General features: G+C 64.6%; 21 protein-coding genes. 15 read left to right on the top strand and 6 right to left on the bottom strand.

Annotated features, from left to right (window positions below; genetic code table 11):
• The first annotated feature begins 30 nt into the window (after nt 1-30).
• A complete protein-coding gene (locus IB267_RS21350) occupies nt 31-822 on the top strand; it encodes a DeoR/GlpR family DNA-binding transcription regulator (RefSeq protein WP_371742607.1) in 792 nt (263 codons plus the stop codon).
• 255 nt (nt 823-1,077) lie between these two features.
• Here the strand turns inward: IB267_RS21350 and IB267_RS21345 are convergent, their stop codons facing one another.
• Nucleotides 1,078-1,716 carry an NrsF family protein gene (locus IB267_RS21345; RefSeq protein WP_192449459.1) on the bottom strand — a complete coding sequence of 213 codons (639 nt, stop codon included), beginning with the start codon at nt 1,714-1,716 and terminating at the stop codon, nt 1,078-1,080.
• A gap of 1 nt (nt 1,717) precedes the next feature.
• Nucleotides 1,718-2,254: a sigma-70 family RNA polymerase sigma factor gene (locus tag IB267_RS21340; protein WP_192450007.1), complete on the bottom strand. Its 537-nt coding sequence runs from the start codon at nt 2,252-2,254 to the stop codon at nt 1,718-1,720.
• 208 nt (nt 2,255-2,462) lie between these two features.
• On the opposite strand from IB267_RS21340, the gene IB267_RS21335 reads away from it, so the two are divergent.
• From IB267_RS21335 to IB267_RS21320, 4 genes are all read left to right on the top strand, one after another.
• Complete coding sequence (locus tag IB267_RS21335) at nt 2,463-2,786, top strand: DUF2282 domain-containing protein (protein ID WP_043624401.1); 324 nt, start codon at nt 2,463-2,465, stop codon at nt 2,784-2,786.
• 128 nt (nt 2,787-2,914) lie between these two features.
• Nucleotides 2,915-3,841, top strand: coding sequence for a DUF692 domain-containing protein (locus IB267_RS21330; RefSeq protein WP_192449458.1), 927 nt, complete (start codon nt 2,915-2,917; stop codon nt 3,839-3,841).
• The gene (locus IB267_RS21325; RefSeq protein WP_371742606.1) at nt 3,828-4,631 is read left to right on the top strand and encodes a putative DNA-binding domain-containing protein; all 804 of its coding nucleotides are present in this window, start codon (nt 3,828-3,830) and stop codon (nt 4,629-4,631) included. Before IB267_RS21330 ends, IB267_RS21325 begins: the two co-directional genes overlap by 14 nt.
• 4 nt (nt 4,632-4,635) lie before the next feature.
• Nucleotides 4,636-5,145, top strand: a complete 510-nt coding sequence (locus tag IB267_RS21320) for a DoxX family protein (RefSeq protein WP_371742605.1) — start codon at nt 4,636-4,638, stop codon at nt 5,143-5,145.
• A gap of 43 nt (nt 5,146-5,188) precedes the next feature.
• Here the strand turns inward: IB267_RS21320 and IB267_RS21315 are convergent, their stop codons facing one another.
• Genes IB267_RS21315 through IB267_RS21305 form a run of 3 tightly spaced genes read right to left on the bottom strand, consistent with a single transcriptional unit; the run spans nt 5,189 to nt 8,338 of the window.
• Complete coding sequence (locus IB267_RS21315) at nt 5,189-6,295, bottom strand: ABC transporter substrate-binding protein (RefSeq protein WP_371742604.1); 1,107 nt, start codon at nt 6,293-6,295, stop codon at nt 5,189-5,191.
• On the bottom strand, nt 6,292-7,677 hold the full coding sequence (locus tag IB267_RS21310) for a sensor histidine kinase (protein WP_192449456.1): 1,386 nt from the start codon (nt 7,675-7,677) through the stop codon (nt 6,292-6,294). Before IB267_RS21310 ends, IB267_RS21315 begins: the two co-directional genes overlap by 4 nt.
• Nucleotides 7,664-8,338, bottom strand: coding sequence for a response regulator transcription factor (locus IB267_RS21305; RefSeq protein WP_192449455.1), 675 nt, complete (start codon nt 8,336-8,338; stop codon nt 7,664-7,666). Before IB267_RS21305 ends, IB267_RS21310 begins: the two co-directional genes overlap by 14 nt.
• Nucleotides 8,339-8,618: 280 nt before the next feature.
• On the opposite strand from IB267_RS21305, the gene IB267_RS21300 reads away from it, so the two are divergent.
• The 6 genes from IB267_RS21300 to IB267_RS21275 all read left to right on the top strand — a co-directional run bounded on the left by IB267_RS21300 (nt 8,619) and on the right by IB267_RS21275 (nt 14,413).
• Entirely contained in the window at nt 8,619-9,590 is a 972-nt protein-coding gene (locus tag IB267_RS21300) for a tripartite tricarboxylate transporter substrate binding protein (RefSeq protein ID WP_192449454.1), read from the top strand.
• Between the two features lie 132 nt (nt 9,591-9,722).
• Complete coding sequence (locus IB267_RS21295; RefSeq protein WP_192449453.1) at nt 9,723-10,181, top strand: tripartite tricarboxylate transporter TctB family protein; 459 nt, start codon at nt 9,723-9,725, stop codon at nt 10,179-10,181.
• A 24-nt stretch (nt 10,182-10,205) separates the two neighbouring features.
• A complete protein-coding gene (locus tag IB267_RS21290; RefSeq protein WP_192449452.1) occupies nt 10,206-11,711 on the top strand; it encodes a tripartite tricarboxylate transporter permease in 1,506 nt (501 codons plus the stop codon).
• Between the two features lie 157 nt (nt 11,712-11,868).
• Nucleotides 11,869-12,480, top strand: coding sequence for a transcriptional regulator (locus IB267_RS34010; RefSeq protein WP_192449451.1), 612 nt, complete (start codon nt 11,869-11,871; stop codon nt 12,478-12,480).
• Nucleotides 12,477-13,454 (top strand): ornithine cyclodeaminase family protein, encoded by a 978-nt coding sequence (locus IB267_RS21280; protein ID WP_192449450.1) that lies wholly within the window; start codon nt 12,477-12,479, stop codon nt 13,452-13,454. The genes IB267_RS34010 and IB267_RS21280 overlap by 4 nt, the downstream gene beginning before the upstream one ends.
• Entirely contained in the window at nt 13,451-14,413 is a 963-nt protein-coding gene (locus IB267_RS21275) for a pyridoxal-phosphate dependent enzyme (protein ID WP_192449449.1), read from the top strand. Before IB267_RS21280 ends, IB267_RS21275 begins: the two co-directional genes overlap by 4 nt.
• A 29-nt stretch (nt 14,414-14,442) precedes the next feature.
• Here IB267_RS21275 and IB267_RS21270 read toward each other — a convergent pair whose 3' ends face one another.
• The gene (locus IB267_RS21270) at nt 14,443-15,384 is read right to left on the bottom strand and encodes a LysR family transcriptional regulator (RefSeq protein WP_192449448.1); all 942 of its coding nucleotides are present in this window, start codon (nt 15,382-15,384) and stop codon (nt 14,443-14,445) included.
• Between the two features lie 111 nt (nt 15,385-15,495).
• Here IB267_RS21270 and IB267_RS21265 point away from each other — a divergent pair, with 111 nt between their 5' ends.
• The 4 genes from IB267_RS21265 (at nt 15,496) to IB267_RS21250 (ending at nt 22,828) form a co-directional block, all read left to right on the top strand.
• A complete protein-coding gene (locus tag IB267_RS21265) occupies nt 15,496-17,295 on the top strand; it encodes an adenine deaminase (RefSeq protein ID WP_192449447.1) in 1,800 nt (599 codons plus the stop codon).
• Between the two features lie 61 nt (nt 17,296-17,356).
• A complete protein-coding gene (locus IB267_RS21260) occupies nt 17,357-18,757 on the top strand; it encodes an NCS2 family permease (protein WP_192449446.1) in 1,401 nt (466 codons plus the stop codon).
• Nucleotides 18,758-18,824: 67 nt separating this feature from the next.
• Entirely contained in the window at nt 18,825-20,621 is a 1,797-nt protein-coding gene (gene ade / locus IB267_RS21255; RefSeq protein ID WP_192449445.1) for an adenine deaminase, read from the top strand.
• Between the two features lie 530 nt (nt 20,622-21,151).
• Complete coding sequence (locus IB267_RS21250; protein WP_192449444.1) at nt 21,152-22,828, top strand: bifunctional diguanylate cyclase/phosphodiesterase; 1,677 nt, start codon at nt 21,152-21,154, stop codon at nt 22,826-22,828.
• Nucleotides 22,829-22,922 lie beyond the last annotated feature (94 nt).

The following is a 22,922-nucleotide window of genomic DNA, read 5'->3' as shown; positions in this document are numbered from 1 at the left end:
GGTAGCAAAACGTGCTGATGGGCAATGAGGATGAGGGTGATGGACGATCGGGATATTGCGGGTGGGGACAAGAAGGCGCGCCGGCAAGCGCAGCTTCTCAGCCACCTCGAAACGAACCACTATATTTCGATCGAGGAAATTACCGGCCTGTTTGGCGTCACCACACAGACGGCGCGCCGCGATATCATGGCGCTCGAACAGGAGGGCAAGGTGCGGCGCCTCCACGGCGGCGCGACCATTGCGACCCCGGTTGATCCCAACATCTACCGCCAGCGGCGCATCGACAACGCGGAGTTGAAGGAGCGCATCGGGCAACTGACCGCGGAGCTTGTTGCCGACGGCGCTGCCGTCTTCCTCGACACCGGCACGACCTGCGAGGCGGTGGCGCGCGGCCTGCTCAAGCGCCGCGACCTGCGCGTCGTCACCTACAGCCTGCGCGTCGCGACCACGCTCAGCGAAAGCAGCAGCTTTGCCGTTGCCGTGCCCGGCGGCTTCGTGCGCCAGGTAGATGCCGGCGTGTTCCGCGAGGAGACCGCCGACTACATCCGCAAGTTCAAATTCGACGTCGCCATCATCTCCGTCAGCGGCATCGACCAGGACGGCGATATCGGCGACTACGACCATGCCGAAGTCGCCGCTGTCTCGGCCGCCATGCGCCAGGCCGAGCGCGTCATTCTCGCCGTCGACAGCAGCAAGTTCGGACGGCGCGCGCTGGTACGGCTGGCATCGCTTGCCGATATCGATGCGCTGGTCACGGACCGGCTGCCCGACGAACAGATCGTCGCCCTGCTGCGCGAGCACGGCGTCAGCGTTCATTGCTAGCGTCGGGGGGAGCTAGTGCCGAGGGATGCCGGCAGCGAATTTTGCCGGGGGCTTGAAACCCTTCACCCGACACCACACATAGGCATCAACGAATTGCCCGTGGAGCGCGACGGATATGATCAACCGAAGGCTCCGGGCGTAGTTCGCGCGCAAACGCTGACCACGGATGTACTGGCAGTGTGACGCCGCGAACGGGAAAAGGTCGGCATTGCCGGCCTTTTTTGTTTTCAGCACCGGCAGGTGCCCGTCTAGCCGCTACCAGCGCACGGCCCAGCGGCCGCCCAACGCCCCAAGCACCGTCAGTATCATGACTGCGATCGTGTACCAGGTCGCGACGAAGAGTGGCGAATCGTCCGGGCAGTGGGCGGCGTAGAAGGTCGCGGCAATGCCGCCGGCTGCAAGCCCTGCCAGGGCGCCGGCAAAGCCGGGGCGCGACGGCGCGCCATGGCGCAGCGCGAGAAGGAACAATCCAAGGGGTGCAAGGCCGATCAGCGGAATGAAGGTCATGCACACCAGATAATTGGTTCCGACGAGTTTCGTCGCCCAGGCGTCGGGTGGCACGGCAAGAAGCTCGAACAGTACGCCACCGGCAACGAGCAGCGGCGCGATGCCAAGAAAAGGCACCAGCCGGCGCGGGTCCGCATCGGGCCAGGCGGCAACGCGCATGGCCGCAAAGGCAGCCGCAGCGAGCGCGATCGTCACCACGAACTTGAACAGGAACCGAACCGTCTCGGCAGCGGCGGCGATATCCGGCCGCGGGCCGAGCAGGATCGAAAACGCGACACCGGCAAGGACGAGCGCGCCGATCGCCACAGCGGGCCATACGGTGTTCATCGGCAGACCGGGTCGCCGATTGTCCGCTGCGAGAGCCTTGATGAGGTCGTTCGTATCCATCTCAGTTTCGTCCAAATCGGCGGGCGATTGCAGCAAGGCCGCGGTGCAGCGCCACCCGAACCGCCGTTTCGTTCATGTCCAGTTTCTGCGCCGTCTCGGCCACGGTGAACCCCTCGACCGAGATCGCACTGACCACCGAACGCTGGCCCGGAGCGAGCCCCTCCAGCGCCCGGCCGATCTCCCAATCCCTGGCCGTCTCGGTTTCGACGCTCGGCAGCGTCTCTTCGAGCCCATCGATGCCCACCGTCGGGCGGCGGGCCTGCCGGCGCACGGCATCCACGTATTTGTGCCGGGCGACGGCATGCAGCCACGGCATGACGGGTGCGTCCTCCCGCCAGGTATGACGTTTGACGTGCACCGCCAGCAGCGCCTCCTGCACGACGTCCTCCGCATCGACGCCGCCGCCGATGGTCCAGCGCCGGGCCCAGCCACGGATCACCTGTGCCGCGTCCCGCAGGAAGTCGGCATAGGCCTTTTCGTCGCCGGCCACGGCCGCGCGAAGAAGCCCTGCGAGATGTTCGTCGTCCGCGCCGCTCACCCGGGCCCTTCCTCCCATTCGCCGATTCCCGGCATTTGTTACACGGCTATCGCAAATTCACGGCTGCTGTCTGCTCGAACCGGCCTCGCGAACCCATCACGAAAGCGTGTTGCCAACGTTATGTAACGCCCGACGCCTGCGTGGCGAAAGACCCGATGTGCGCCTCAGTCACGAGCGCACTCGGTCAATTCAACACGGAGACACATTCATGTCCACGAAGTCCACGATCAGCACCGCAATGTTGGCAGGCGCAGTGGCTGCGGCCCTGTCGTCGCTTGCGACCGCCGCACCGCTCACCGAGGCACAGGTCAAGTCCGCCATGGATGCGGGCAAGGAAAAATGCTTCGGCGTCGCACTCAAGGGCCAGAACGATTGCGCTGCCGGCCCTGGCACCACCTGCCAGGCAACCTCGACGGTCGACTACCAGGGCAACGCCTGGAAATTCGTCGATGGCGGCACCTGCACGACGATGGAACTGCCCGACGGCCGCAAGGGCTCGCCCGAACCGCTCTCCCGCGACATGGCGTCCTGATCCACGACCAGACGGAAACGGGAGGCGGGGCAATCGCCTCCCGTTGCACTTTGGTTTTCAAGGGGATGGCCGGTCGAGCAACGCTCCCGCCCGCCATCAACGCTCACAGGATTGGAACGGGATTGGCAATGCGCACTTCAACCAACGATGGCAGCGGACTTGCCCCGGTGAGCCCTCGCCTGCCGAACCATCAAATTGCCGGGCTAGCCGGAACGAGCTTCAAGCATCAGCACCTTCAGGCGATCCTCGCCGACGAAGCCCCGGGCGGTTTTTTCGAAATTCATGCGGAAAACTACATGGGCGCCGGGGGCCCGCCGCACGCGGCGCTGACCCGCATCCGCGAGCAGTTTCCGGTCTCTCTCCATGGCGTCTGCATGTCGATCGGCGGCCCGCAGCCGCTCGACAAGGCGCATCTCGCCCGGTTCAAGGCGCTGGTCGACCGCTATGAGCCGGCGCTCGTCTCCGAGCATCTCGCCTGGTCGACCCACGAAACCACCTTCTACAACGACCTTTTACCGCTGCCCTATACCGAAGCGACCGTTGCGCGCGTTGCCTCGCATATCGACGAAGTCCAGGAGACGATCGGACGCCGGCTGCTGCTCGAAAATCCCTCCACCTATGTGACGTTCCCGGAATCGACGATGAGCGAAACGGCGTTCATCCGGGAACTGGTGAAACGCACCGGCTGCGGGCTGCTGCTCGACATCAACAACGTCTTCGTCTCGGCCACCAACCAGGGCTATTCGGCGCGCGACTACCTCGGCGACTTTCCGCTGGAGCATGTCGGCGAGATCCACCTTGCCGGGCATGCGGAGCAGGAAGACGACGAGGGCGAGCTTCTGCTGATCGACAGCCATGACGGCCCGGTCGCAGACGCCGTCTGGAAACTCTACGAAATCGTCGTCGCCAGGAGCGGCGCCATCCCGACGCTGATCGAATGGGACAGCGCCATTCCCGAGTGGCCGGTGCTGAAGCGCGAGGCCATGGCGGCGCAAGCGATCCTCGATGCTCACGGGCAGCGGCCGTCGCAGGAGAAGATCCGTGTCCGCGCCTGACGCAACGCTCCCCATCCCGATCGGCCGAGCCGGCAGCTATGCCGCCGGTTTCGTGCCGCCGTTGCTTGCACCCGACCGGCCGACACCGGCCCTTGTCGCCGGCCCGAACGGCAAGGCGGCGGTGAAGCGCTTCAATGTCTATCGCAACAACGTCACGGTCAGCCTGATCGAGGCGCTGGCGGCGACCTTTCCGGCAACCGAGCGGATCACCGGCGAGGCCTTCTTCCGCGCCATGGCGCGCTTTCATGTGCGGGAGACGCCGCCGACCTCGCCGCTGCTTTTCGAATACGGCCACGACTTTCCCGATTTCATCGCGCGCTACGAATACGCGAAGGGAATGCCTTGGCTTGCCGACGTTGCCAGGATCGAGCGCGCCTGGCTCGACGCCTATCATGCCGCCGATGCGCCGGCGCTTGCGCCGTCGGCGCTTTCCCTGGTTCCGCCCGAGCGGCTTGGCGACGTCGTTTTCGAACCGCATCCGGCAAGCAGGATCGTGCGTTCCGATTATCCGGCCGTCACGATCTTTGCCGTCAACCGCGGGCGCGGACCGGTCGGGCGCATCGAAACGGCTGATCCGGAGAGCGCGCTGATTACCCGGCCCGGTCTCGATGTCATCGTTCGAAACCTCGCGCCCGACGCCGATCTCCTGCTTTCGCGCCTGCTGGCAGGCGTTCCCCTCGCCGCGGCCGCCGCGGAAGCTTCAACCCGATCTCCCACGCTCGATCTTACAGCCGCAATCGCCACCGCGCTCGAAGCCGGCGCTTTTGCGGCCATTCATCACGGAGGATAAAACCATGATGTCCGCATCCAGATTTTCGCAGAACGGCAGTCCTGCCGACGTCTCGCAATGGGCCCGTCGAGCGAACCGCGCCGTCGGCGTGCTTGCGCCGCTCTGGCTCTCCCAGCTTGTGCTGCGCTTTGGCCTCGCCGTCCCGTTCTTCCGATCCGGCATGAGCAAGTGGGACGGCTTCCTGCAGTTGAACGACGTGGCGGTGCTGCTCTTCAGCTCCGAGTTCCAGCTGCATCTGCCGGGCGGACCCTATCCCTACCCCGCTCCCGCCGTAACGGCCTTTGCGGCCGGCTCGGCGGAAATCGTTCTGCCCATTCTGCTCGTTTTCGGCCTGGCGACCCGATTTGCCGCCCTCGGCCTGCTTGCGATGACGATCGTCGTGCAGCTGACCGTGCCGGACGGCTGGCCGATCCACATTACCTGGGCCGCCATGGCGCTCGCGCTGATGGCCTCGGGTGCCGGCAAGCTGTCGCTCGATCACCTGCTGTGCGCGTGGCGCAAGGGCGGGCGATAGGCTGCACGATCCCGGCGCCTGCATCTGCCGCAGGCGCCGTCCTTCAATTCGGGCGCAGCCGGACCGGCGTATCGACGATCAGCTTGGTCCAGTCGTCGATGAAGCGGGACCGCTGCAGCCGGTCCTGGGCGGCAAGCAGTGCCGGGCCGATACGGATCGGCCGGCCGATACCGGACTCCACGAGTTTTGCCGGGCCGTCGACCTCGGCCGGCAGTGCGCCGTTCCACGAAAAGAAGAAGGCTTTCTCTCGCGCCACCTTTTGCCCTCGCTCGGAGAGCAGATAATCGAGAAAACGACCGGCAAGATCGCGGCGTTTCGCCCCCACCGGGACCAGCGCGCCGCGGCTGAGGATCAGCGTATAGTCGCGCGGCAGCACGATCCTGAGCTTGGCGTTCCGGCGCGAGGCGGCATAGGCGTAGGAGCCGAGGATGTTATAGCCGATATAGACGTTGCCACTGTCGAGTTCCGACAGAACCGCGTTGTTGCAGCAGCGCAGCACCGCCTGGGCGCGGCTCAGGCTTTCGAGCAGGCGGCCGTAGGTGGTCGAGGCCTGTTGCGCATCGAGGAAGGCGAGCAGGTAGCCGATGCCGGACTGGCGCAGATCATAGGTGCCGATGCGGCCGCGATAGTAATCCGGCTTGAAGCGCAGCAGATCGGTCAGCTCACCATGGGTGTGCGGCACGTCCTCCGGCGGCACGAAGTCCTTGTGATAGACCATGACGGAGGGCTCGAAGGTGAAGCCGAAGACCTCGTCGCGCCAGTTCGCCCAGGCCGGAACGTCTCCGGTTTCCGGCGAGACATGCTGCAGAGCACAGCCGTCGTTCGCAAGCTTCACCAACTGGTCGACGGAGGACGACAGCAGGAGGTCACCGAAGGCCTGCTGCAATCGGCAGGCGATGTCGGCATCGTGATAAAGCTCGTTGGTCACGTAGTCGGTATAGTCGATGGCGACATCCCGCGCCGTCAGCTGAAAGTCGCGGATCAGCGGCTCCATCGCCTCGATGTCGGTCGCGCCGTTGATGACGAGCCGGCCGCGTTCAGCGTCGAGCGCCGGAAAGAACGCGCGCGTCCCCTCGACCGCGCCCGCCGGGCCGGCAAGGCCAAGGACCGCGACAAGTGCGATCGAAGGAAGCTGTCGCCACATCCTCATGGTCCCTCCCGATAAAGGGGAACATCGAGAATGACGGTGAAGTCGTGCGCGCCTTTCTCTAGAAACCGGACCGTGCCGCGATGGGCAAGCGCCACCTCCGCCGCGATTGCAAAGCCGAGTCCCATGCTTCCCTCTCCCGTCTTCGAACTGACGAACCGTGTGGTCACCGCCGCCCATTCGCCCGACGGAATGCCGGGACCGTCGTCGGCGACCTCCACCAGGGCCCGATCGTCGTCGCGCCGCACGCGCACGGCCAGCCGTTGCGCGACACCGTGCTGCAGCGCGTTGTCGATGATGTTGGCGATCGCCTCGCGCAGGCTCACCGCATCGCCGAGTACATAGACCGGCTCGCTGCAGTCTTCGAAGGAGACGACGACATCCGGGTCGACGGTAATCGGTACCGTCGAGCGAAACGCTTTGCGGGCGATATCGCCAAGATCGACCGGCTTGAAACGCACGGAATCGGATCGGTGGATGACCATGGCATGGCTGAGCAGCTGGTTGGTGAGCCGCGCCAGCTGGCTGACGCGATCGCGCACCCGCCCCAGATGCCGCCTGCGGTTGGCGTCGAGGTCGTCGTCTTCGAGCATGTCGACCTGCGCCGAAAGGGCCGTCAGCGGCGTGCGGATCTGGTGGGCCGCATCGGCTATGAAGCGCTGAAGCAGGGTGACGCGTTCGTCGAGGCGGCCCATGAAATGATTGATCGACCCGACGAAGGGTTTGAGCTCCCTTGGCATGTCGGCCTCGACGGGGGTCAGGTCCTTCGGATCGCGGGCACGCAGCGTCGCGGCAAGGGCATCGACGGGCAGCAGCGAATAGCGGATGGCAAGCACGGTGCCGGCAAGCGCAAGCAGGCTCATGATGCCGACGAGGATCATCGCGCGCGTCGTCAGTTCGCCGGCAAGCCCGCGCCGCGCTTCGGTCGTCTGCGCCATCACCACATAGGCCCAGCCGGAAAAGGACGGGTCCGAAAGCGCCCGCGAGACCACAGCCACGCGCACCGGCACCTTGCGATATTCCGTCGTCAGGAACACTGGGCCGGCCCGGGCCGCTGTCACGTCGACGCCGGTGTCGAGATCGTCGTAACCGGTCAGGGTTCGGCCATCCGGTCCCACCACACGATAAAAAATGCGGTCGCGCTCGGCAAGGCCAAGGAGCTCGAAGGCCGACGACGGCAGGGTGACGCCCAGGTTGCCGGCGTCGACGGTCATGTTCGCGGTGATCTGGATCGCCGCGCCGAGCAGCAGCCGGTCGTAGGCATCGTCGGCAGCCGCGCGGGCATAGTACCAGGCAGCGGCGGAAAGCAGCGCCGCCCCGCCGCAGAGCACCAGCGCCACGCGCAGCACGAGCCGCCAGAAGAGAGAGGTTTCACGCCGCTTCATCGGCCACCAGTTGATAGCCGAGACCACGGATGGTGACGATGCGCACCGACGAGCCCTCGATCTTCTTGCGCAGCCTTCCGACATAGAGTTCGACGGCATTGGGGTTGACGTTTTCGTCGAAGCCGAACAGCCGGTCGAGCAGCTCGTCCTTGCTGAAAACCCGCCCCGGCCGGGTGGCCAGTACCTCCAGAAGCGTGATCTCGCGGCGCTTGAGCTGGACCTCGCGATTGCCCACCCGCACCGAGCGGCTGTTGCGGTCGAGCACCAGATCGCCGCACTCGATGAGGTTGGTCGGATCGCCCTGGCGGCGGCGCAGGAGCACGCGTGTGCGCGCTTCGAGCTCGCGGAAATCGAACGGCTTGACGAGATAGTCGTCGGCGCCGAGGTCGAGCGCGCCGACCCGGTCCTCGATTTCGGAACGCGCCGTCAGCACCAGCACCGGCGTCGTCTTTCGCCGGGCCCGCAGATGGCGCAGGATCTCGAACCCGTCGAGCCCCGGCAACATGACGTCGAGGATCACGAGATCATAATCGGTAAATTCGAGTATGTCGGCGGCGGCTTGACCGTCCGTCTGCCAATCGACGGTGTGCCCGACCTTTTCCAGTCGACGGCTGATAGCCTCCCCGACATCCCTCGTGTCCTCCACCAGAAAGATGCGCATGAGCAAGCAGTGACACGGAAGATTCCGCCGATCAACCCGGCGGATATGACCGCTTTCGTGACAGCGTGGTGACAGGTTCGGGGAGGAAAGAGGGTTGCCTGACCGCGACAACGGGAGATGCGGCCAGGGTCTGGAGGACAATCATCGCCGGGGCATTTTCGGGCGGCCGCACACGCGGTCCGTCGATGCTGGTCGATGCCCGTCCAAGCCCTGGATGTCACGGTGGGGCAGGCGCGCGACAGCGCCTTCGAAAGAACAACTCATGGATGGGAGAGAGCCCATGACCCGAACCTTCGTAAAGACCCTTCTGGCGGCCGGACTGTTTGCCGCCGTTGCATCGCCGGCCGGCGCCGAGCCCAGCAAGCCTGAGTGCCTGGCCGGCGCCAAGCCGGGCGGCGGCTTCGACCTCACCTGCCGGCTCGCCGCCAATGCGCTGCTCGAAGCCAAGATCATCGGCAAGCCGATGGCTGTCACCTACATGGAAGGTGGGGTTGGTGCGGTTGCCTACAACCACGTCATCGGCAAGCGCGGCACCGACGGCAACCTGATCACCGCGGCCTCGTCCGGCTCGGCGCTTCTGATCGCCCAGGGCAAGTTCGGCCAATATGACGAAACGGCCGTGCGCTGGCTTGGCGCGCTCGGCGCCGACTACGGCGTGCTCGTCGTTGCCGCCGACTCGCCCTACAAGACGCTTGGCGAATTGATCGCCGCCTACAAGGCAAGCCCGACCGACTTCTCGGTCGCCGGCGGCGGCGCCGTCGGCTCGCAGGACTGGATGAAGGGTTCGCTCCTGGCAAAGGCTGCCGGCCAGGAGCCGAAGCAGATGCGCTATGTGGCGCTCGAAGGCGGCGGTGCGGTGCTGACGGCGCTCGAAGGCGGCCACGTCAAGGTCGGCGCCGGCGATGCGGCGGAAATGTCCAAGCACCATGCCGCCGGCAAGGTCCGCGTGCTCGCCGTCATGGCGCCTGAGCGCCTTCCGGGCGAACTCGCCGAAGTGCCGACCGCCAAGGAACAGGGCGTCGACATCGAATGGCCGGTCTGGCGCGGCTACTATGTCGGCAAGGACGTCTCGGACGCGGACTATAAATGGTGGGCCGACGCCTTCACCAAGCTCGTCGCAACGCCGGAATTCGTGAAGGAGCGCGAGGCGCGCGGCCTCTACGAATACAACCAGGTCGGCGATGCCTTCGACCAGCAGGTCAAGTCGGACGTGGCACGCTTCAAGATCATCGCCAAGGAAGCCGGCATGTAATGCCGAGGATCGGAGCGGGACGACCTCCCGCTCCGATCGCCATCATCCTGCGGGCACACGGGCACGGGCGATCCGCCTGGCCGTGAAGGAATGCCCGTTTTCCGTGACGACGTGATCATCGGGAAACCCAACATGTCAGACACTCCATCCTCATCCTCCCTCGTTGGCAGGATCGGCGGGCTCTTGATGCTTGCGCTGGCGATTGCCTATGGCATCGGCGGCAGCCAGATCGAATATGCCTTCGCTTCGGACCCGCTCGGTCCGCGCGTTGTGCCGGTACTGCTCGCCATCATCCTCACGGCGCTTTGCCTTCTCTATCTGAAAAGCCCTGGTTCGACGGAAGCCTTCCCGAAGGGGCAGTTGCTCGTGAAGATCGCCGCGGTGCCGCTGCTGCTGTTCACATCGGCATTGCTCCTGGAGCCCGCCGGCTTTGCCGTCTCAATCTTCCTTCTCACCCTCGGCGTCGGCTGGATCTTCGGCGCGCCCTTGCGTCTCGCCGTCGTCGGCGCCGTCGGGCAGGCCGCCCTCTGGTGGTTTGTCTTTTCCTACCTGCTCGACGTCTATCTGCCCGCCGGCCGGCTGTTTGGCTGACCCGCCGGTTATGGAGTGATATCAATGAACCTCGATTATCTCTGGAACGGCTTTACCGTCGCGCTGACGATGCAGAACTTGCTCATCGGCCTTGCCGGCTGCTTTATCGGCACCCTGGTCGGCGCGCTGCCGGCGATCGGTCCGATCAACGGCATCGCGCTGCTGCTGCCCATCGCCTATACGATGGGCCTGCCGGCCGAAAGCACGATGATCCTGCTCGCCGCCGTCTATTGCGGCGCCGAGTATGGCGGCCGCATCTCCTCGATCCTTCTGAACGTGCCGGGCGATGCCGGCGCCGTGATGACCGCGCTCGACGGCAACCCGATGGCTCGCCAGGGCCGCGCCGGCGAGGCGCTGATGCTCTCGGGCCTCTCCTCCTTCGTCGGCGGGGTCTTCGGCGCCGTCGGGCTTGCGCTGTTCGCGCCGCTGCTTGCGGGCCTCGCGATCGGCTTCGGCCCGGCCGAATATTTCGTGCTGATGGTCTTTGCCTTCGCCACGCTCGGCTCCATGGTCGGCAGCCAGCCGGTAAAGACGCTGATCGGCTGCACGCTCGGCCTGATGCTCGCAACGGTCGGCCTCGACGCCACCTCCGGCGCCTACCGCTTCACCTTCAACGAGCCGGAACTCGGTGACGGCATCGAATTTGTCGTGCTGGTCATCGGCCTGTTCTCGGTGTCCGAGGCGCTGCTGATCCTCGAGCACCAGGCAAGCGGCGTCACGGTCATCCGCGAGCTCGGCCGCATGACCGCCCGCCTCGACGACATCCGCAAATCGATCGGCGCGACGCTGCGCGGCTCGGTCATCGGCTTTATCGTCGGCGTGCTGCCCGGCACCGGCGCATCGGTTTCGAGCGCGGTTTCCTACACCACGGAAAAGCGCATCTCCGACACCGAGGGCACCTTCGGCAAGGGCGACGTGCGCGGCCTTACGGCACCGGAGGCGGCCAACAACGCCACCGCCTGCGGCGCCTTCGTGCCGATGCTGACGCTCGGCGTGCCCGGCTCCGGCACGACCGCCGTCATGCTCGGCGCGCTGATGCTCTACAACATCCAGCCGGGCCCGATGCTGATCACCGAGCGGCCGGAAGTGGTCGGCGGCCTCGTCGCGTCGCTGTTCATCGGCAACGTGCTGCTGCTTCTCCTCAACCTGCCGCTCGTCAACATCTTTGCCCGCGTGCTGACAGTGCCGAACTGGCTGCTGGTTCCGGGCATCCTGGTGCTGTCGATCGTTGGCGTCTATTCGACCCACGCGTCGGTGTTCTCGATCCTTCTGATGCTCGGCATCGGCGTTATCGGCTGGATGCTTCGAAAGGCCGGCTTCGACATGGCGCCGATCATCCTCGGCTTTGTGCTCGGGCATGTGATGGAGGTGAACCTGCGCAATGCGCTGGCGATCAGCGGCGGCGACATCTCGATCCTGTTCCAGAGCAAAATCTCTATCATCCTCTGGATTCTGGCGGGCGCCATGGCCGTGATGCCGCTTCTTGTCGGCTGGAGGAAGGCGAAGCGCATGAAGACCGCGACGAGCTAGCTGATCGCCTCCCTGTCGGCTGCGTGGACAGCGGTGCGCGAACTCATCGCGCGCCGCTGTTGTCGTTTTGGGCAGCACCAACTCAAGACTATAAATCCAGTATAGACACTTTTGTCTACGCATGTTCTAAGGGGCGCCATCGAGGAAGAGGAACGCCGTGACCCCAGAACTCCGCCCCTATAGCCTGGTCTGCGACGCGGTCGCCTTGCTGTTCCAACCCTATGCCGAGGTCGTGCTGCATGACCTCGCAACCGAAACCGTCGTCCATATCGCCGGCAACTTCTCCAAGCGCGAGATCGGCGAACCCTCGCTGCTGAGCGAAATCGGCTTCAGGGAAGGCGATGGGATCATCGGCCCCTACGAAAAGGTCAACTGGGACGGGCGCTCGATCAAGGCGATCAGCGCGGTCTTGCGCGATGCGGCCGGCAAGGCGATCGGCGTGCTTTGCATCAATGCCGATGTCTCGGACTTCCATGCAGCACTCCGCACGCTCAACGCGCTCGTCCGCGTTCCCGTCGACGCCGACAAACCAGAGAGCCTGTTCAAGGAGGACTGGCACGAGCGCGTCAACGAATATGTCCAGCAGTGGACGGCTGTCCGGGGGCTGACGATCTCAACATTGAGCCGGACCGATAAGCAGGCGCTGGTGATCGCGCTTTCTTCAAACGGCGCCTTCGGCGGCAAGAATGCCGCGTCCTACATCTCGCGCATCCTCGGCATGGGCCGCGCAACCGTCTACAAATATCTGAGCCAGGGGAGCGCGCCATGATTGTCGTCGGCCGCGAGAAACTCGCATCCCTGCCGCTGCTGACGCTTGCCGCACCGGCCATCCGCGACGCCTATATCGCCGTCACGGATGGCCGCGCCAACGTGCCGCCGGTCGGCTATCTGCCGCTTCCGGGGCGCAATGCGGATTGCCATATCAAATATGGCTACATCGACGGCGATCCGATCTTCGTCGTGAAGATCGCCTCCGGCTTCTACGACAATCCGGCCAAGGGATTGCCCTCGAGCAACGGCATGATGGTCGCGGTATCCTCGCAGACCGGCGACGTGGTGGCCGTGCTCGACGACAAGGGGCTGCTCACCGATCTTCGCACCGGCATCGGCGGTGCGATCGCGACGATGGCGCTCTGGCGCAAGGACGCGCGGAGGATCGGAATCGTCGGCACCGGAACGCAGGCGCGCATCCAGATCCGGGCGCTTGCCGCACTCTCGGATCGACCGCTACGGTTCACGGTCTGGGGGCGATCCATGGAACGGGCCAACGCCGTGCTTGCCGACCTTGAGGACCTCGAACTTTCCATCGCTGCAACGACCGATCTCGAAACCCTCTGTCGCCAGTCCGATGCGATCGTCACCACGACGCCATCGAAGGAGCCGCTGATCCGATCGGACTGGATCGCGCCTGGCACCCATGTCACCGCCATGGGTGCGGACGCACCCGGCAAGCAGGAGCTCGACATTGCTCTCGTTGTGCGCGCCGACCGGCTGGTCGCCGATCTCGCCGAGCAATGCCTTGACCATGGCGAATTTTCTGCAGCGGCGCGGGCTGGGCTGATCCAAGAGGAGCGCTGCGTCGCGCTCGGCGCGATCCTTTCCGGTGCGGCCGAAGGCCGGCGTTCGGACCGCGACATCACCATCGCCGACCTCACGGGGATCGCGACGCAGGACATCGCCATCGCCCGCACCGCGCTCGATGAACTCGGCCTGCTCGGCCGCCCGCAAGGAACAACCCAATGACCAAAGATATCCTCGAAACGGCGGCGCGCTCTGTCCGCGCGCGCCAGCGCATCCGCCCCTTCATCTATGAGACGCCGCTGATCCCTTCGCGCGCGATCGGGCAGCAGACATCCTCGACGGTGCTGTTCAAGGCAGAAAATCTGCAACTGACCGGCTCCTTCAAGATCCGCGGTGCTGCGAGCAAGATGACCTCGCTGCCGCGGGACCAGCAGGTGATCACCGCCTCCTCCGGCAACCACGGCATCGGTGCGGCCCATGCGGCAAGCGCGATCGGGCAAAAGCTGACGGTCGTGCTGCCCGAGATCGTCAAGCCGGCGAAGCTGGAGCGCATCCGCGCCTACGGCGTCGACGTCGTCCTCCACGGTTCCGAAACCGGGCTTGCCGAACAGCATGCACAGCAACTGGCCGCGACCGAAAAGCTCGGCTACGTCTCGCCCTACAACGACCCGGAAATCATCGCCGGCCAGGGCACGATCGCGCTTGAACTGCTGGAGCAGGCCGAGCGCATCGACAATATCTTCATCGCCATGGGCGGTGGCGGGCTGATCAGCGGCATCGGTTCGGTGCTGAAGAGCTTCAGCCCGTCGACCCGCGTCATCGGCGTCTCCGCTAAAAATTCGGCGGCGCTCGCGGCTTCGATGAAGGCTGGTCGGGTGGTCGAAACAGAACACCTCGACACGCTCGCCGATGCCGTCGCCGGCGGTCTTGACGAAGACAGCATGACACTCGGGCTTGCGATGGCCGTCGTCGATGAGGTCGTGACCTGCTCCGAAGCCGAGATTGCCGCGGCGATGCGAGACGTGCTTCTCGATGAGCATATGCTGGTCGAAGGAGCGGCAGCTCTCGCGCTCGCCGGCTTCCGGCAGATCGCAGCAAAATGCGCCGGCCAGACCAATGTCGTCCTGCTCTGCGGCAGCAATATCGACGGCGCCAGCGTGCTGCCTTCATTGCTGGGCTAGAGGCGCCGCTGCATGGCCCTGCCCCGCCTCTAGAGACTGACGCGCTCCACGTAGTAGCGCGGGATCTTCACCCGGTCCCGGTCGCGGTAGAAGTCGATGCAGAAATCGACGAAGGCCTTGAACCGCTTCGAGACGTGCCGGCGGCGCGAATAGATGAGGTTGATCGCCGTCTGCGGCGAGCGCCAGTCCGATAGCACCGGCTCGAGCAGCCCCGCCTGCCGCTCGGTCTCGACGAAGAAGTCGGGCAGATAGGCGATGCCCTCGCCGGCGACGGCGAAATACTTGATCGTCCAATAGTCGTTGGTGGTGCAGGTGGCGGTCGGAAGCAGATCCACCTCGTCCTCGCCGGGCTGCGTCAGATACCAGGACTGCAACCGCGTCGGCTGGCGGAAGACGAGGCCGCGATGGCCGGTGAGCGCATCCGGATCATCCGGCTGGCCATGGCGGGCAATGTATTGCGGGCTGGCGAAGAGGCCGTAGGATGAGACCGAAAGCCGCCGGCTGATGTAGTCCACGTCGGAAGGCTCGCCCCAGTGGAAGATGCCGTCGAGCGCCTGTTCGGTGACGTCGGAGAATGGCTGGCGTGAGGACAGGAACACGACGTCGAGATTGACCTGCGGATATTGCTGGCGGAAGGCGTAGAGCAGCTCGGACGTGATCGTCGTGCCGAATTCGCCGGTCGAGCCCACGCGCAGCGTGCCCGCCACCTCCTGGCGCATCTCCGCCATCGCCGTTGCCGCATCGTCGCAATTCGACTGGATCAGGCGCGCGTAGCGCAGGAACTCCGCGCCGGCATCGGTCACATGCAACTGATGGCCCTCGCGCACGAAGAGTTCGATGCCGAACTCGTCCTCCAATTGTCGGATCTTATGGCTGAGCGTCGATTTCGGCAGGCGATGGCGCCTGGAAGCCGCTGAAATCGAACGCGAATCCGCAACCTTCACGAAGCAGTCGATAAGCGAGAGATCCATTTTTCGTCCAAAATCTTGTACGATATGTCCAGAGATTAGCCTATTTCGGCCCATTGTGTAAACGACGGGGAATTGGGAATATTCACTGGAGCTAAGGGAGAAGAGGTTCCAGTGAGCGATATCAGAGAATTCATTCGCGCCGCATCCGGCACCGGCGGCAAGGCAACCCTGGCAATCCGCGGCGGTCGCCTGGTTAACGTCGTTTCGGAAGAGATTTATCAGGCCGACGTCGCCATCTATGGCGAACGCATTATCGCGGTCGGCGACATCTCCGACTATATCGGGCCCGAGACCAAGATCGTCAACGCCACCGGCAAGTACCTGGCACCCGGCATGATCGACGGACATCTGCATGTCGAATGCTCGAAGATGTCGCTGACGAGCTTTGCCAAGGCTGTCGTGCCGCTCGGCACCACCTCGATCGTCACCGGTCTCGACCAGATCATCGTCGTCGGCGGCCCCGCCGCTGCGCGCGAGTTCCTCGATGAAGCCAAGCAAACGCCGCTCAAGGTCTTCTGGGGCGCGCCATGCAAGACGCCCTACACCATGCCGCGTTCGACCGTCGGCCACTATTTCAGCCCGGCCGATCACCAGGCGACGCACCACTGGCCGGAATGCGTCGGCATCTGGGAGACCGTGCGCGAATTCATCCAGGAAGAGGACGCAGACGTCCTGGCGGCGCTCGAACTTGCCGAAAAGAGCCGCCTGCCGGTGCTCGGCTGCTGCCCGATGACGCGCGGCGCGCGGCTCAACGGCTACCAGCAATCGGGCGTGCGCGCCGATCATGAAAGCTACACGCCCGAAGAAATGCTCGAAAAGCTGCGGGCCGGCATGCATGTGGTCGTGCGCGAATCCTCGATCTCGCACTTCCTTGCCGACAACCTGCGCATCGTCACGGAAATGGGCGTCAAGGCGCTGCGCCGCATCAGCTTCTGCACCGACGACGTGGTGGCGAGCGACATCTTGAAGCGCGGCCATCTCGACAACATGGTGCGCATGGCGATCGCCATGGGCATTTCGCCGATGGCGGCGATCCAGATGGCAACCATCAACGGCGCCGATGCGCTCCGCATCGACGACAAGGTCGGCTCGATCTCGCCCGGCCGCGCCGCCGACATCCTGCTCGTTAACGACCTGCGCAATTTCAACATCGAAACCGTCGTCGCCAAGGGCGAGGTGGTCGCCCGCGATGGCAAGATGGCGATCGAGCTGACGCCGCCTGAGCGCAGCGTCGCGCTGCTCAATTCGGTCAAGGTAAAACCGCTGCAGCCCGGCGATCTCAAGGTTGCTTATCATGGCGCCGGCGAGACGGCGGACGCGATGGCGATCGCCGTCACCCCGGAAAAGATCTTCGTGCGCACTCGCCGCGACGTGACGCTGAAGGTCAAGGGCGGCCAGGTGCTCGCCGATCCCGCGGCGGACGTCCAATATGTCACCGTCGTCGAGCGCTACGGCAAGACAAGCAACCGCCCGGTCGCCTTCACCTCCGGCTTCGGCCTCAAGCAAGGGGCGATCGCCAGTTCCACCGCCCCGGACGACAACAACATCATCTGCATCGGCGCCGATCTTGAGGACATGCGCATCGCCATCAATCACCTGATCGCCAACAATGGCGGCCAGGTGGTGGTCCAGAACGGCAAGGTCGAGGCCTTCCTGCACCTGCCGATCGGCGGCATCGTCTCCGACATCGAGCCGGCCGAGATGGCGGCGCTGGAAGACCAGCTCGACGATGCGGCTCGGGCGCTCGGCTGCCCGCTGCCCTGGCCCTTCATGTACATGTTCGTGTTGCAGATCACCGCGATCCCGGAATATGCGATCACCGATCTCGGTGTCGTCGACTGTGTCGGGCTGAAGGTGATCTCGCCGTTTTCGCCCGCCGGCGGGGACGAGCGCGCCGTCGCTGCGGAATGATGCCTTGGAAGGGGGCCGGTCACGCTGGCCCCCTTCTTCGTTCAAAAAAAAGGGGAACAAGATGAACTATCAGAACAAGTCCGTGGAGGCGGCACCAAGCCCGGAGACATCCTGGCTCGCAGCGCTACTCGACCGCTACTTCCAGATTTCGCGGCTCGGCTCGACCGTCCGCACCGAGATCCTCGCAGGCCTCACCACCTTTCTCGCCGCCTCCTACGTCATCGTCGTCAATCCCTCGATCCTCGCGCATGCGGGCATTCCGTTTTCGGCCGGCGTGACGGCGACGGTGCTCGTCAGCTTCATCGGCAGCTGCGCCATGGGGCTTTATGCGCGCAGCCCCATCCTGGTGGCGCCCGGCATGGGCATCAACGCGCTCTTTGCCTACACCATGGTGGTCGGCGCCAAGGTGCCGCTCGAGGTCGCGCTCGGCTGTGTCTTCTGGGCCGGCGTGCTCTTCACCGTCATGGCCTTCTTCAACCTGCGCCAGACCATCATCGAGGCAATCCCGGTCGATCTGCGCTATGGCATCGCCTGCGGCATCGGCCTGTTCATCGCGCTGATCGGCCTGGAAAACGCCAAGTTCATCGTCGCCAACCCCGACACGATCGTCGGCCTGACGCAATTCAACCCGGTCACCCTCACCTTCATCGCCGGCTTCGTGCTGACCGTGGCGCTGGTGGTGCGGCGGGTGCCCGGCGCCATGATGGCCGGCATGATCCTGACGACGATCCTCTCGATCCCGATCGGCCGCTGGTGGGGCGATGGAGCGGCGTTTTGGCCGGAGACGCCTGACGTGCATACGCTCGTCAACTGGAGCGGCTTCTCCGCCGCGCCCGATTTCAGCTTCGTCGGCCAGATCGATCTCCTGGGCGCGCTGAACCTAATCTACCTGCCCTTCATCTTCGTCTTTCTGTTCACCAACTTCATCGAGGCGCTCTCGACTTTCCTTGGCCTCGCCGAAGCGGCCGACCTCAAGGATGAAAACGGCATGCCGCGCAACATCAGGGAATCGATGCATGTCGACGCGATCGCGGCGCTGATTTCCGCACCGCTCGGCACCAGCCCGGCGACCGTCTATCTCGAATCCGGCGCCGGCATCCAGCAGGGCGGACGCACCGGTCTCGTCGCGCTGGTGGCGGGTCTTCTCTTCGTGCCCTTCCTGTTCCTGTCGCCGTTGCTTTCTTTGGTGCCGGCGGTCGCGACCGCACCGGTGCTGATCCTCACCGGCCTTTTCATGTCCGAGCCGATCAGCAACATCCGCTGGAGCGCGCTCGACGAGGCGATCCCGGCCTTCCTTGCGATCGTATTGACCCCGCTCACCTTCTCGATCACGCTCGGCCTGTCGCTTGCGATCATCGCCTATGTGCTGATCAAGCTGGTCTGCGGCCGGGCCGGCGATGTAAGACCGGTCATGTGGTTCGTGGCGCTGCTTGCCGCAGCACTCGTCGCCCAGACCCAGTAACCGCCAGAAAATCCTTCGGCGCCCTCGATGGTGGGGCGCCGACATCGCCCATCCGAAGGAAACTGTCATGCTTCAATCCTGGTCGAAGACCGCACCCGAACTGGTCGACGTCGCCATGGGCCGCAAGCCCGCCGATCTCGTGATCCGCAACGGCAAATGGGTCAACGTCTACTCCGGCGAAATCATCCCCGGCACCGACATCGCCGTCAAAGCCGGCCGCTTCGCCTATGTCGGCCCGGACGCCAGCCACACGATCGGCGACGGCACCAAGGTCGTCGACGCCGCCGGCCGCTATCTCGTTCCCGGCCTCTGCGACGCGCACATGCATGTGGAAAGCGGTCTCGTCACCGTCACAGAATTTGCCCGCGCGGTCATTCCCCACGGCACCACCACGATGTTCATCGACCCGCACGAGATCGCCAACGTGCTTGGCCTCGACGGCGTCCGGCTGATGAATGAGGAAGCGCAGAGCCTGCCGATCAACGTGCTCGTCCAGGTGCCGAGCTGCGTGCCGAGTGCGCCGGGTCTCGAGACCGCCGGCGCCGAGCTTTCGGCTGAGGATGTTGCCGAGGCGCTTGCCTGGCCGAACGTCATCGGCCTTGGCGAAATGATGAATTTCCCCGGCGTCGCCGGAAACGACCCGAAGATGATGGCCGAAATCGCCGCCACCCAGGATGCGCGGCTCACCGTCGGCGGACACTATGCCTCGCCGCATCTCGGCCGCGAGTTCCACGCCTATGCCGCCGGCGGCCCGGCCGACGACCATGAAGGCACGACGGTCGACGACGCAATCGCCCGTGTTCGCCAGGGCATGCGCGCCATGCTGCGCCTCGGCTCGGCCTGGTACGACGTTGCGGCACAGATCAAGGCCGTTACCGAATCCGGCCTCGACCCGCGCAGTTTCCTGCTCTGCACCGACGACAGCCATTCCGGCACGCTGGTTCACGACGGACACATGAACCGCGTGGTCCGCCATGCCATCGCGCAAGGCCTGAAGCCCGTCACCGCGATCCAGATGGCGACGCTGAACACCGCGCAGCATTTCGGCCTCGAGCGCGAAATCGGCTCGATCGCACCGGGTCGCCGGGCAGACTTGATCGTCACCTCGGATCTCGCCGCGCTGCCGATCGAAATGGTCTTTGCCCGCGGCGAGCTGATGGCCGAAAACGGCGCACTGGCGCGCGATATCCCGGCCTATGTCTACCCGGAAAGCGCCCGCAACACCGTCCACCTCGGCCGGTTGTTGGCGGCCGCGGATTTCCACATCCCATCCAACGCACGGGCGACACGCGCGCGGGTCAACGTGATCGGCGTCGTCGAGAACCAGGCGCCGACGCGGGCGCTTCAGGCCGAAGTCGCGATCGAACACGGCCTCGTGCAGATGGACCGGGCCAACGACGTCTGCCAGATCGCACTCGTCGAGCGCCACCGCGGCACCGGCGACGTGGTCAACGCCTTCGTCTCCGGCTTCGGCTATGACTGCGATTGCGCCATGGCGAGCACCGTCGCGCATGACAGCCACCACATGATCGTCGTCGGCACGAACAAGGCGGACATGGCTATGGCCGCCAACCGCCTGCACGAGGTCGGCGGCGGCATCGTCGTCATCAAGGAAGGCCGCGAACTGGCCCTGGTCGAGCTGCCCGTCGCCGGGCTGATGTCGGACCAGCGGGCAGAGATCGTCGCCGAAAAGGCCGCCGCTATCGTCGAGGCGATGCGCGCCTGCGGCTGCCGGCTGAACAACGCCTATATGCAGCACTCGCTGCTGGCGCTCGTCGTCATCCCGGAACTCAGGATTTCCGACAAGGGCCTGATCGACGTCCGGACCTTCCAGAAGACCGACGTGATTCTGAGCACGCACTGAGCATGACAGCGATTGGCCACCGGCAACCCGGTGGCCAACGGGCCCGTGGTTCTTAATTCCGGGTGATCGCGGGATGGGTGAAGCCACATAATCCCCTGAAAACTTCCTTTATGGTTAACCGATACTTAAACGGAGCCAACTAGGTCTGTTGCCCAGGCGTATGTGCCGTTTGCTTGACTGCGACCGGCCGCAGTAGACACCTGAAACCCCTGTTGATACGGCGTCCCACAATGGGACATGCGCGCAGGCGGGGCCGAAGCGCCCACAGCCGTTCCGCCCCAAATTGCATGCAATGATGGCAAATGATACAAGAGGAAGCTTATATACAACCGTGTGGGGCAAAGGATATCGAGCAGCGCTCGCCATGCTTCGAAGCGAGGTTTCCACAGGTAAGATCGCAGGCAGCCTATTGGCATTGACCCGGGCGGGCGACGCGGTAGCTTTGCAGAAGGACGAGCCGAACCGGAGCTCCGCCGGAGCGGGCTTTTGTATTCTTCCGGCGCGTTCGAAACAGAGAGGGAAAGGCAAGCATGCCGGACACTGATGCAACCTTGTCTGCTTCAGCTTCAGTGCAGGATCCCGTTGCGGCTCATATGGACGAAGTCCTCTCGTTCTATGACGAAGCCTTTCATCTGACCAGCGCCTCGCCGGCGCTGCAGGAAACCTACGAAGTCGGCACGCTCGTCGATGCCACCCTGTGGCACCTCTATCCCGAATTGCTTGCGCCCGTTTCCAAGGCGGCGGTCGAATCCGTCATCGCTTACGGCGTGCCGCGCAGCGTCGAAGTGGTCGACGCCGTTACCAAGTCGCGACGCACGCTGCTCGTCTTCCGCGCCATGCGCGGCATCGGCGTGCTCGAAACGAGCGGCCGCGCCACACGCCGCGAGGTCGGCAGCCATGGCGAAAGCGAGCGCGCGCTGCTGCTGCACCAGGCGACCCACGATGTGCTGACGGGCCTGCCCAACCGGCGGCAGTTCAGCGACGACCTGCAAAGCATCCTGCCGACACCCGGCGAGAAGCTGGCGCTGATGCAGATCGACCTCGACGATTTCAAGCCGGTCAACGACACGCTGGGCCACGGCGCCGGCGACGCCGTCCTCAAGATGGCGGCCGAGCGCATTCGCGGCGCACTTCGCGACCGCGAAGTCGCCTATCGTCTGGCCGGCGACGAATTCGCCGTCATCCAGCGGCAAAGCGACCAGCCGGCGGACGCCGAATATCTCGCAGAAGCCCTGATTGAGGCATTCAGCGAACCTTTCACCATCGACGGCATCTCCGTTTTCGTTGGCGCCAGCATCGGCATTGCCATTGCGCCAAATGACGGAAACGACATCGAGCAGCTGATGAAGGCGGCGGACATCGCGCTCTATGCCGCCAAGAAGGACGGACGGGGCCGGGCAAAGACCTTCAGCCGCTCCATGCTGATCGTGCTGGAACAGCGCGAGATGCTGCGCCGCAGTCTGCGCACCGCGCTGCAGGACAGGCAGTTTTCGATCGAGTACCAGCCGCTCGTCGAACCACCGTTTTCGATCGTCGGCTTCGAGGCGTTGGTGCGGTGGCACCATCCGCTGGTCGGAACGATCCCGCCCAATGTCTTCATCCCGATGGCGGAAGCCGATGGCCTGATGAACGAAATCGGCCAATGGGTTCTGGAGGAGGCCTGCCGGCAGGCTGCCACCTGGCCGTCGCACTTCACCGTCGCCGTCAACCTGTCGCCGGCGGAGTTCCTGCGGGAAGGCCTGACAGACCGGATCGCCCAAGCGCTCGACATGTCGGGCCTGAGAGCCGACCGGCTGGAGCTGGAGGTCACCGAATCGGTGCTGCTTGAACGCACGACCAACAATCTCGACACGCTGAACACGCTCAACGTGCTCGGCATCCAGATCTCGCTCGACGATTTCGGCACCTTCTATTCGTCGCTCAGCTACCTCAAGAATTTCCCCTTCGATACGATCAAGATCGATCGCTACTTCATCAAGGATCTGGAAAGCGACGAAAAGAGCCAGACGATCGTCCGGTCGATCATCGGTCTTGCTCACGGTCTTGGCATGCGCGTGACCGCCGAAGGTGTCGAGACGATCGGGCAGGCCGTCTGGCTTCGAAAAGAGGGTTGCGACCGTCTACAAGGTTATTTCCTGGGCATGCCCATGCCGGCGGACGCGATCGGCGCCTATCTTCGCCGCTCATCTGCAATGGCAACGCTGTAGCCTCCGCATCCGTGCGTTGCGCCCGATGCGACGCGAGGTAAAACCCGGGTTGTCTTTCTGCAAGATCCCGGGTTGCGTGGTTAGAAATCATTAT

Source organism: Ensifer sp. ENS09, assembly GCF_014852425.1.
In the GTDB taxonomy this organism is placed as follows: Bacteria; Pseudomonadota; Alphaproteobacteria; order Rhizobiales; family Rhizobiaceae; genus Ensifer.
The sequence above is the reverse complement of the archived record's forward strand: the minus strand, read 5'-3'. Positions and strand labels throughout refer to the sequence as shown.

Excerpts from the sequence above, each read along its gene's own strand:
- IB267_RS21330 (WP_192449458.1), top strand. The coding sequence starts at position 2,915 with ATGCGCACTTCAACCAACGATGGCAGCGGACTTGCCCCGGTGAGCCCT.
- IB267_RS21290 (WP_192449452.1), top strand. The coding sequence starts at position 10,206 with ATGAACCTCGATTATCTCTGGAACGGCTTTACCGTCGCGCTGACGATG.
- IB267_RS21305 (WP_192449455.1), bottom strand. The coding sequence starts at position 8,338 with ATGCGCATCTTTCTGGTGGAGGACACGAGGGATGTCGGGGAGGCTATC.
- IB267_RS21250 (WP_192449444.1), top strand. The coding sequence starts at position 21,152 with ATGCCGGACACTGATGCAACCTTGTCTGCTTCAGCTTCAGTGCAGGAT.
- ade (WP_192449445.1), top strand. The coding sequence starts at position 18,825 with ATGCTTCAATCCTGGTCGAAGACCGCACCCGAACTGGTCGACGTCGCC.
- IB267_RS21275 (WP_192449449.1), top strand. The coding sequence starts at position 13,451 with ATGACCAAAGATATCCTCGAAACGGCGGCGCGCTCTGTCCGCGCGCGC.
- IB267_RS21270 (WP_192449448.1), bottom strand. The coding sequence starts at position 15,384 with ATGGATCTCTCGCTTATCGACTGCTTCGTGAAGGTTGCGGATTCGCGT.
- IB267_RS21345 (WP_192449459.1), bottom strand. The coding sequence starts at position 1,716 with ATGGATACGAACGACCTCATCAAGGCTCTCGCAGCGGACAATCGGCGA.
- IB267_RS21350 (WP_371742607.1), top strand. The coding sequence starts at position 31 with ATGAGGGTGATGGACGATCGGGATATTGCGGGTGGGGACAAGAAGGCG.
- IB267_RS21300 (WP_192449454.1), top strand. The coding sequence starts at position 8,619 with ATGACCCGAACCTTCGTAAAGACCCTTCTGGCGGCCGGACTGTTTGCC.
- IB267_RS21260 (WP_192449446.1), top strand. The coding sequence starts at position 17,357 with ATGAACTATCAGAACAAGTCCGTGGAGGCGGCACCAAGCCCGGAGACA.
- IB267_RS21295 (WP_192449453.1), top strand. The coding sequence starts at position 9,723 with ATGTCAGACACTCCATCCTCATCCTCCCTCGTTGGCAGGATCGGCGGG.
- IB267_RS21310 (WP_192449456.1), bottom strand. The coding sequence starts at position 7,677 with ATGAAGCGGCGTGAAACCTCTCTCTTCTGGCGGCTCGTGCTGCGCGTG.
- IB267_RS21320 (WP_371742605.1), top strand. The coding sequence starts at position 4,636 with ATGATGTCCGCATCCAGATTTTCGCAGAACGGCAGTCCTGCCGACGTC.
- IB267_RS21280 (WP_192449450.1), top strand. The coding sequence starts at position 12,477 with ATGATTGTCGTCGGCCGCGAGAAACTCGCATCCCTGCCGCTGCTGACG.
- IB267_RS21335 (WP_043624401.1), top strand. The coding sequence starts at position 2,463 with ATGTCCACGAAGTCCACGATCAGCACCGCAATGTTGGCAGGCGCAGTG.
- IB267_RS21315 (WP_371742604.1), bottom strand. The coding sequence starts at position 6,295 with ATGAGGATGTGGCGACAGCTTCCTTCGATCGCACTTGTCGCGGTCCTT.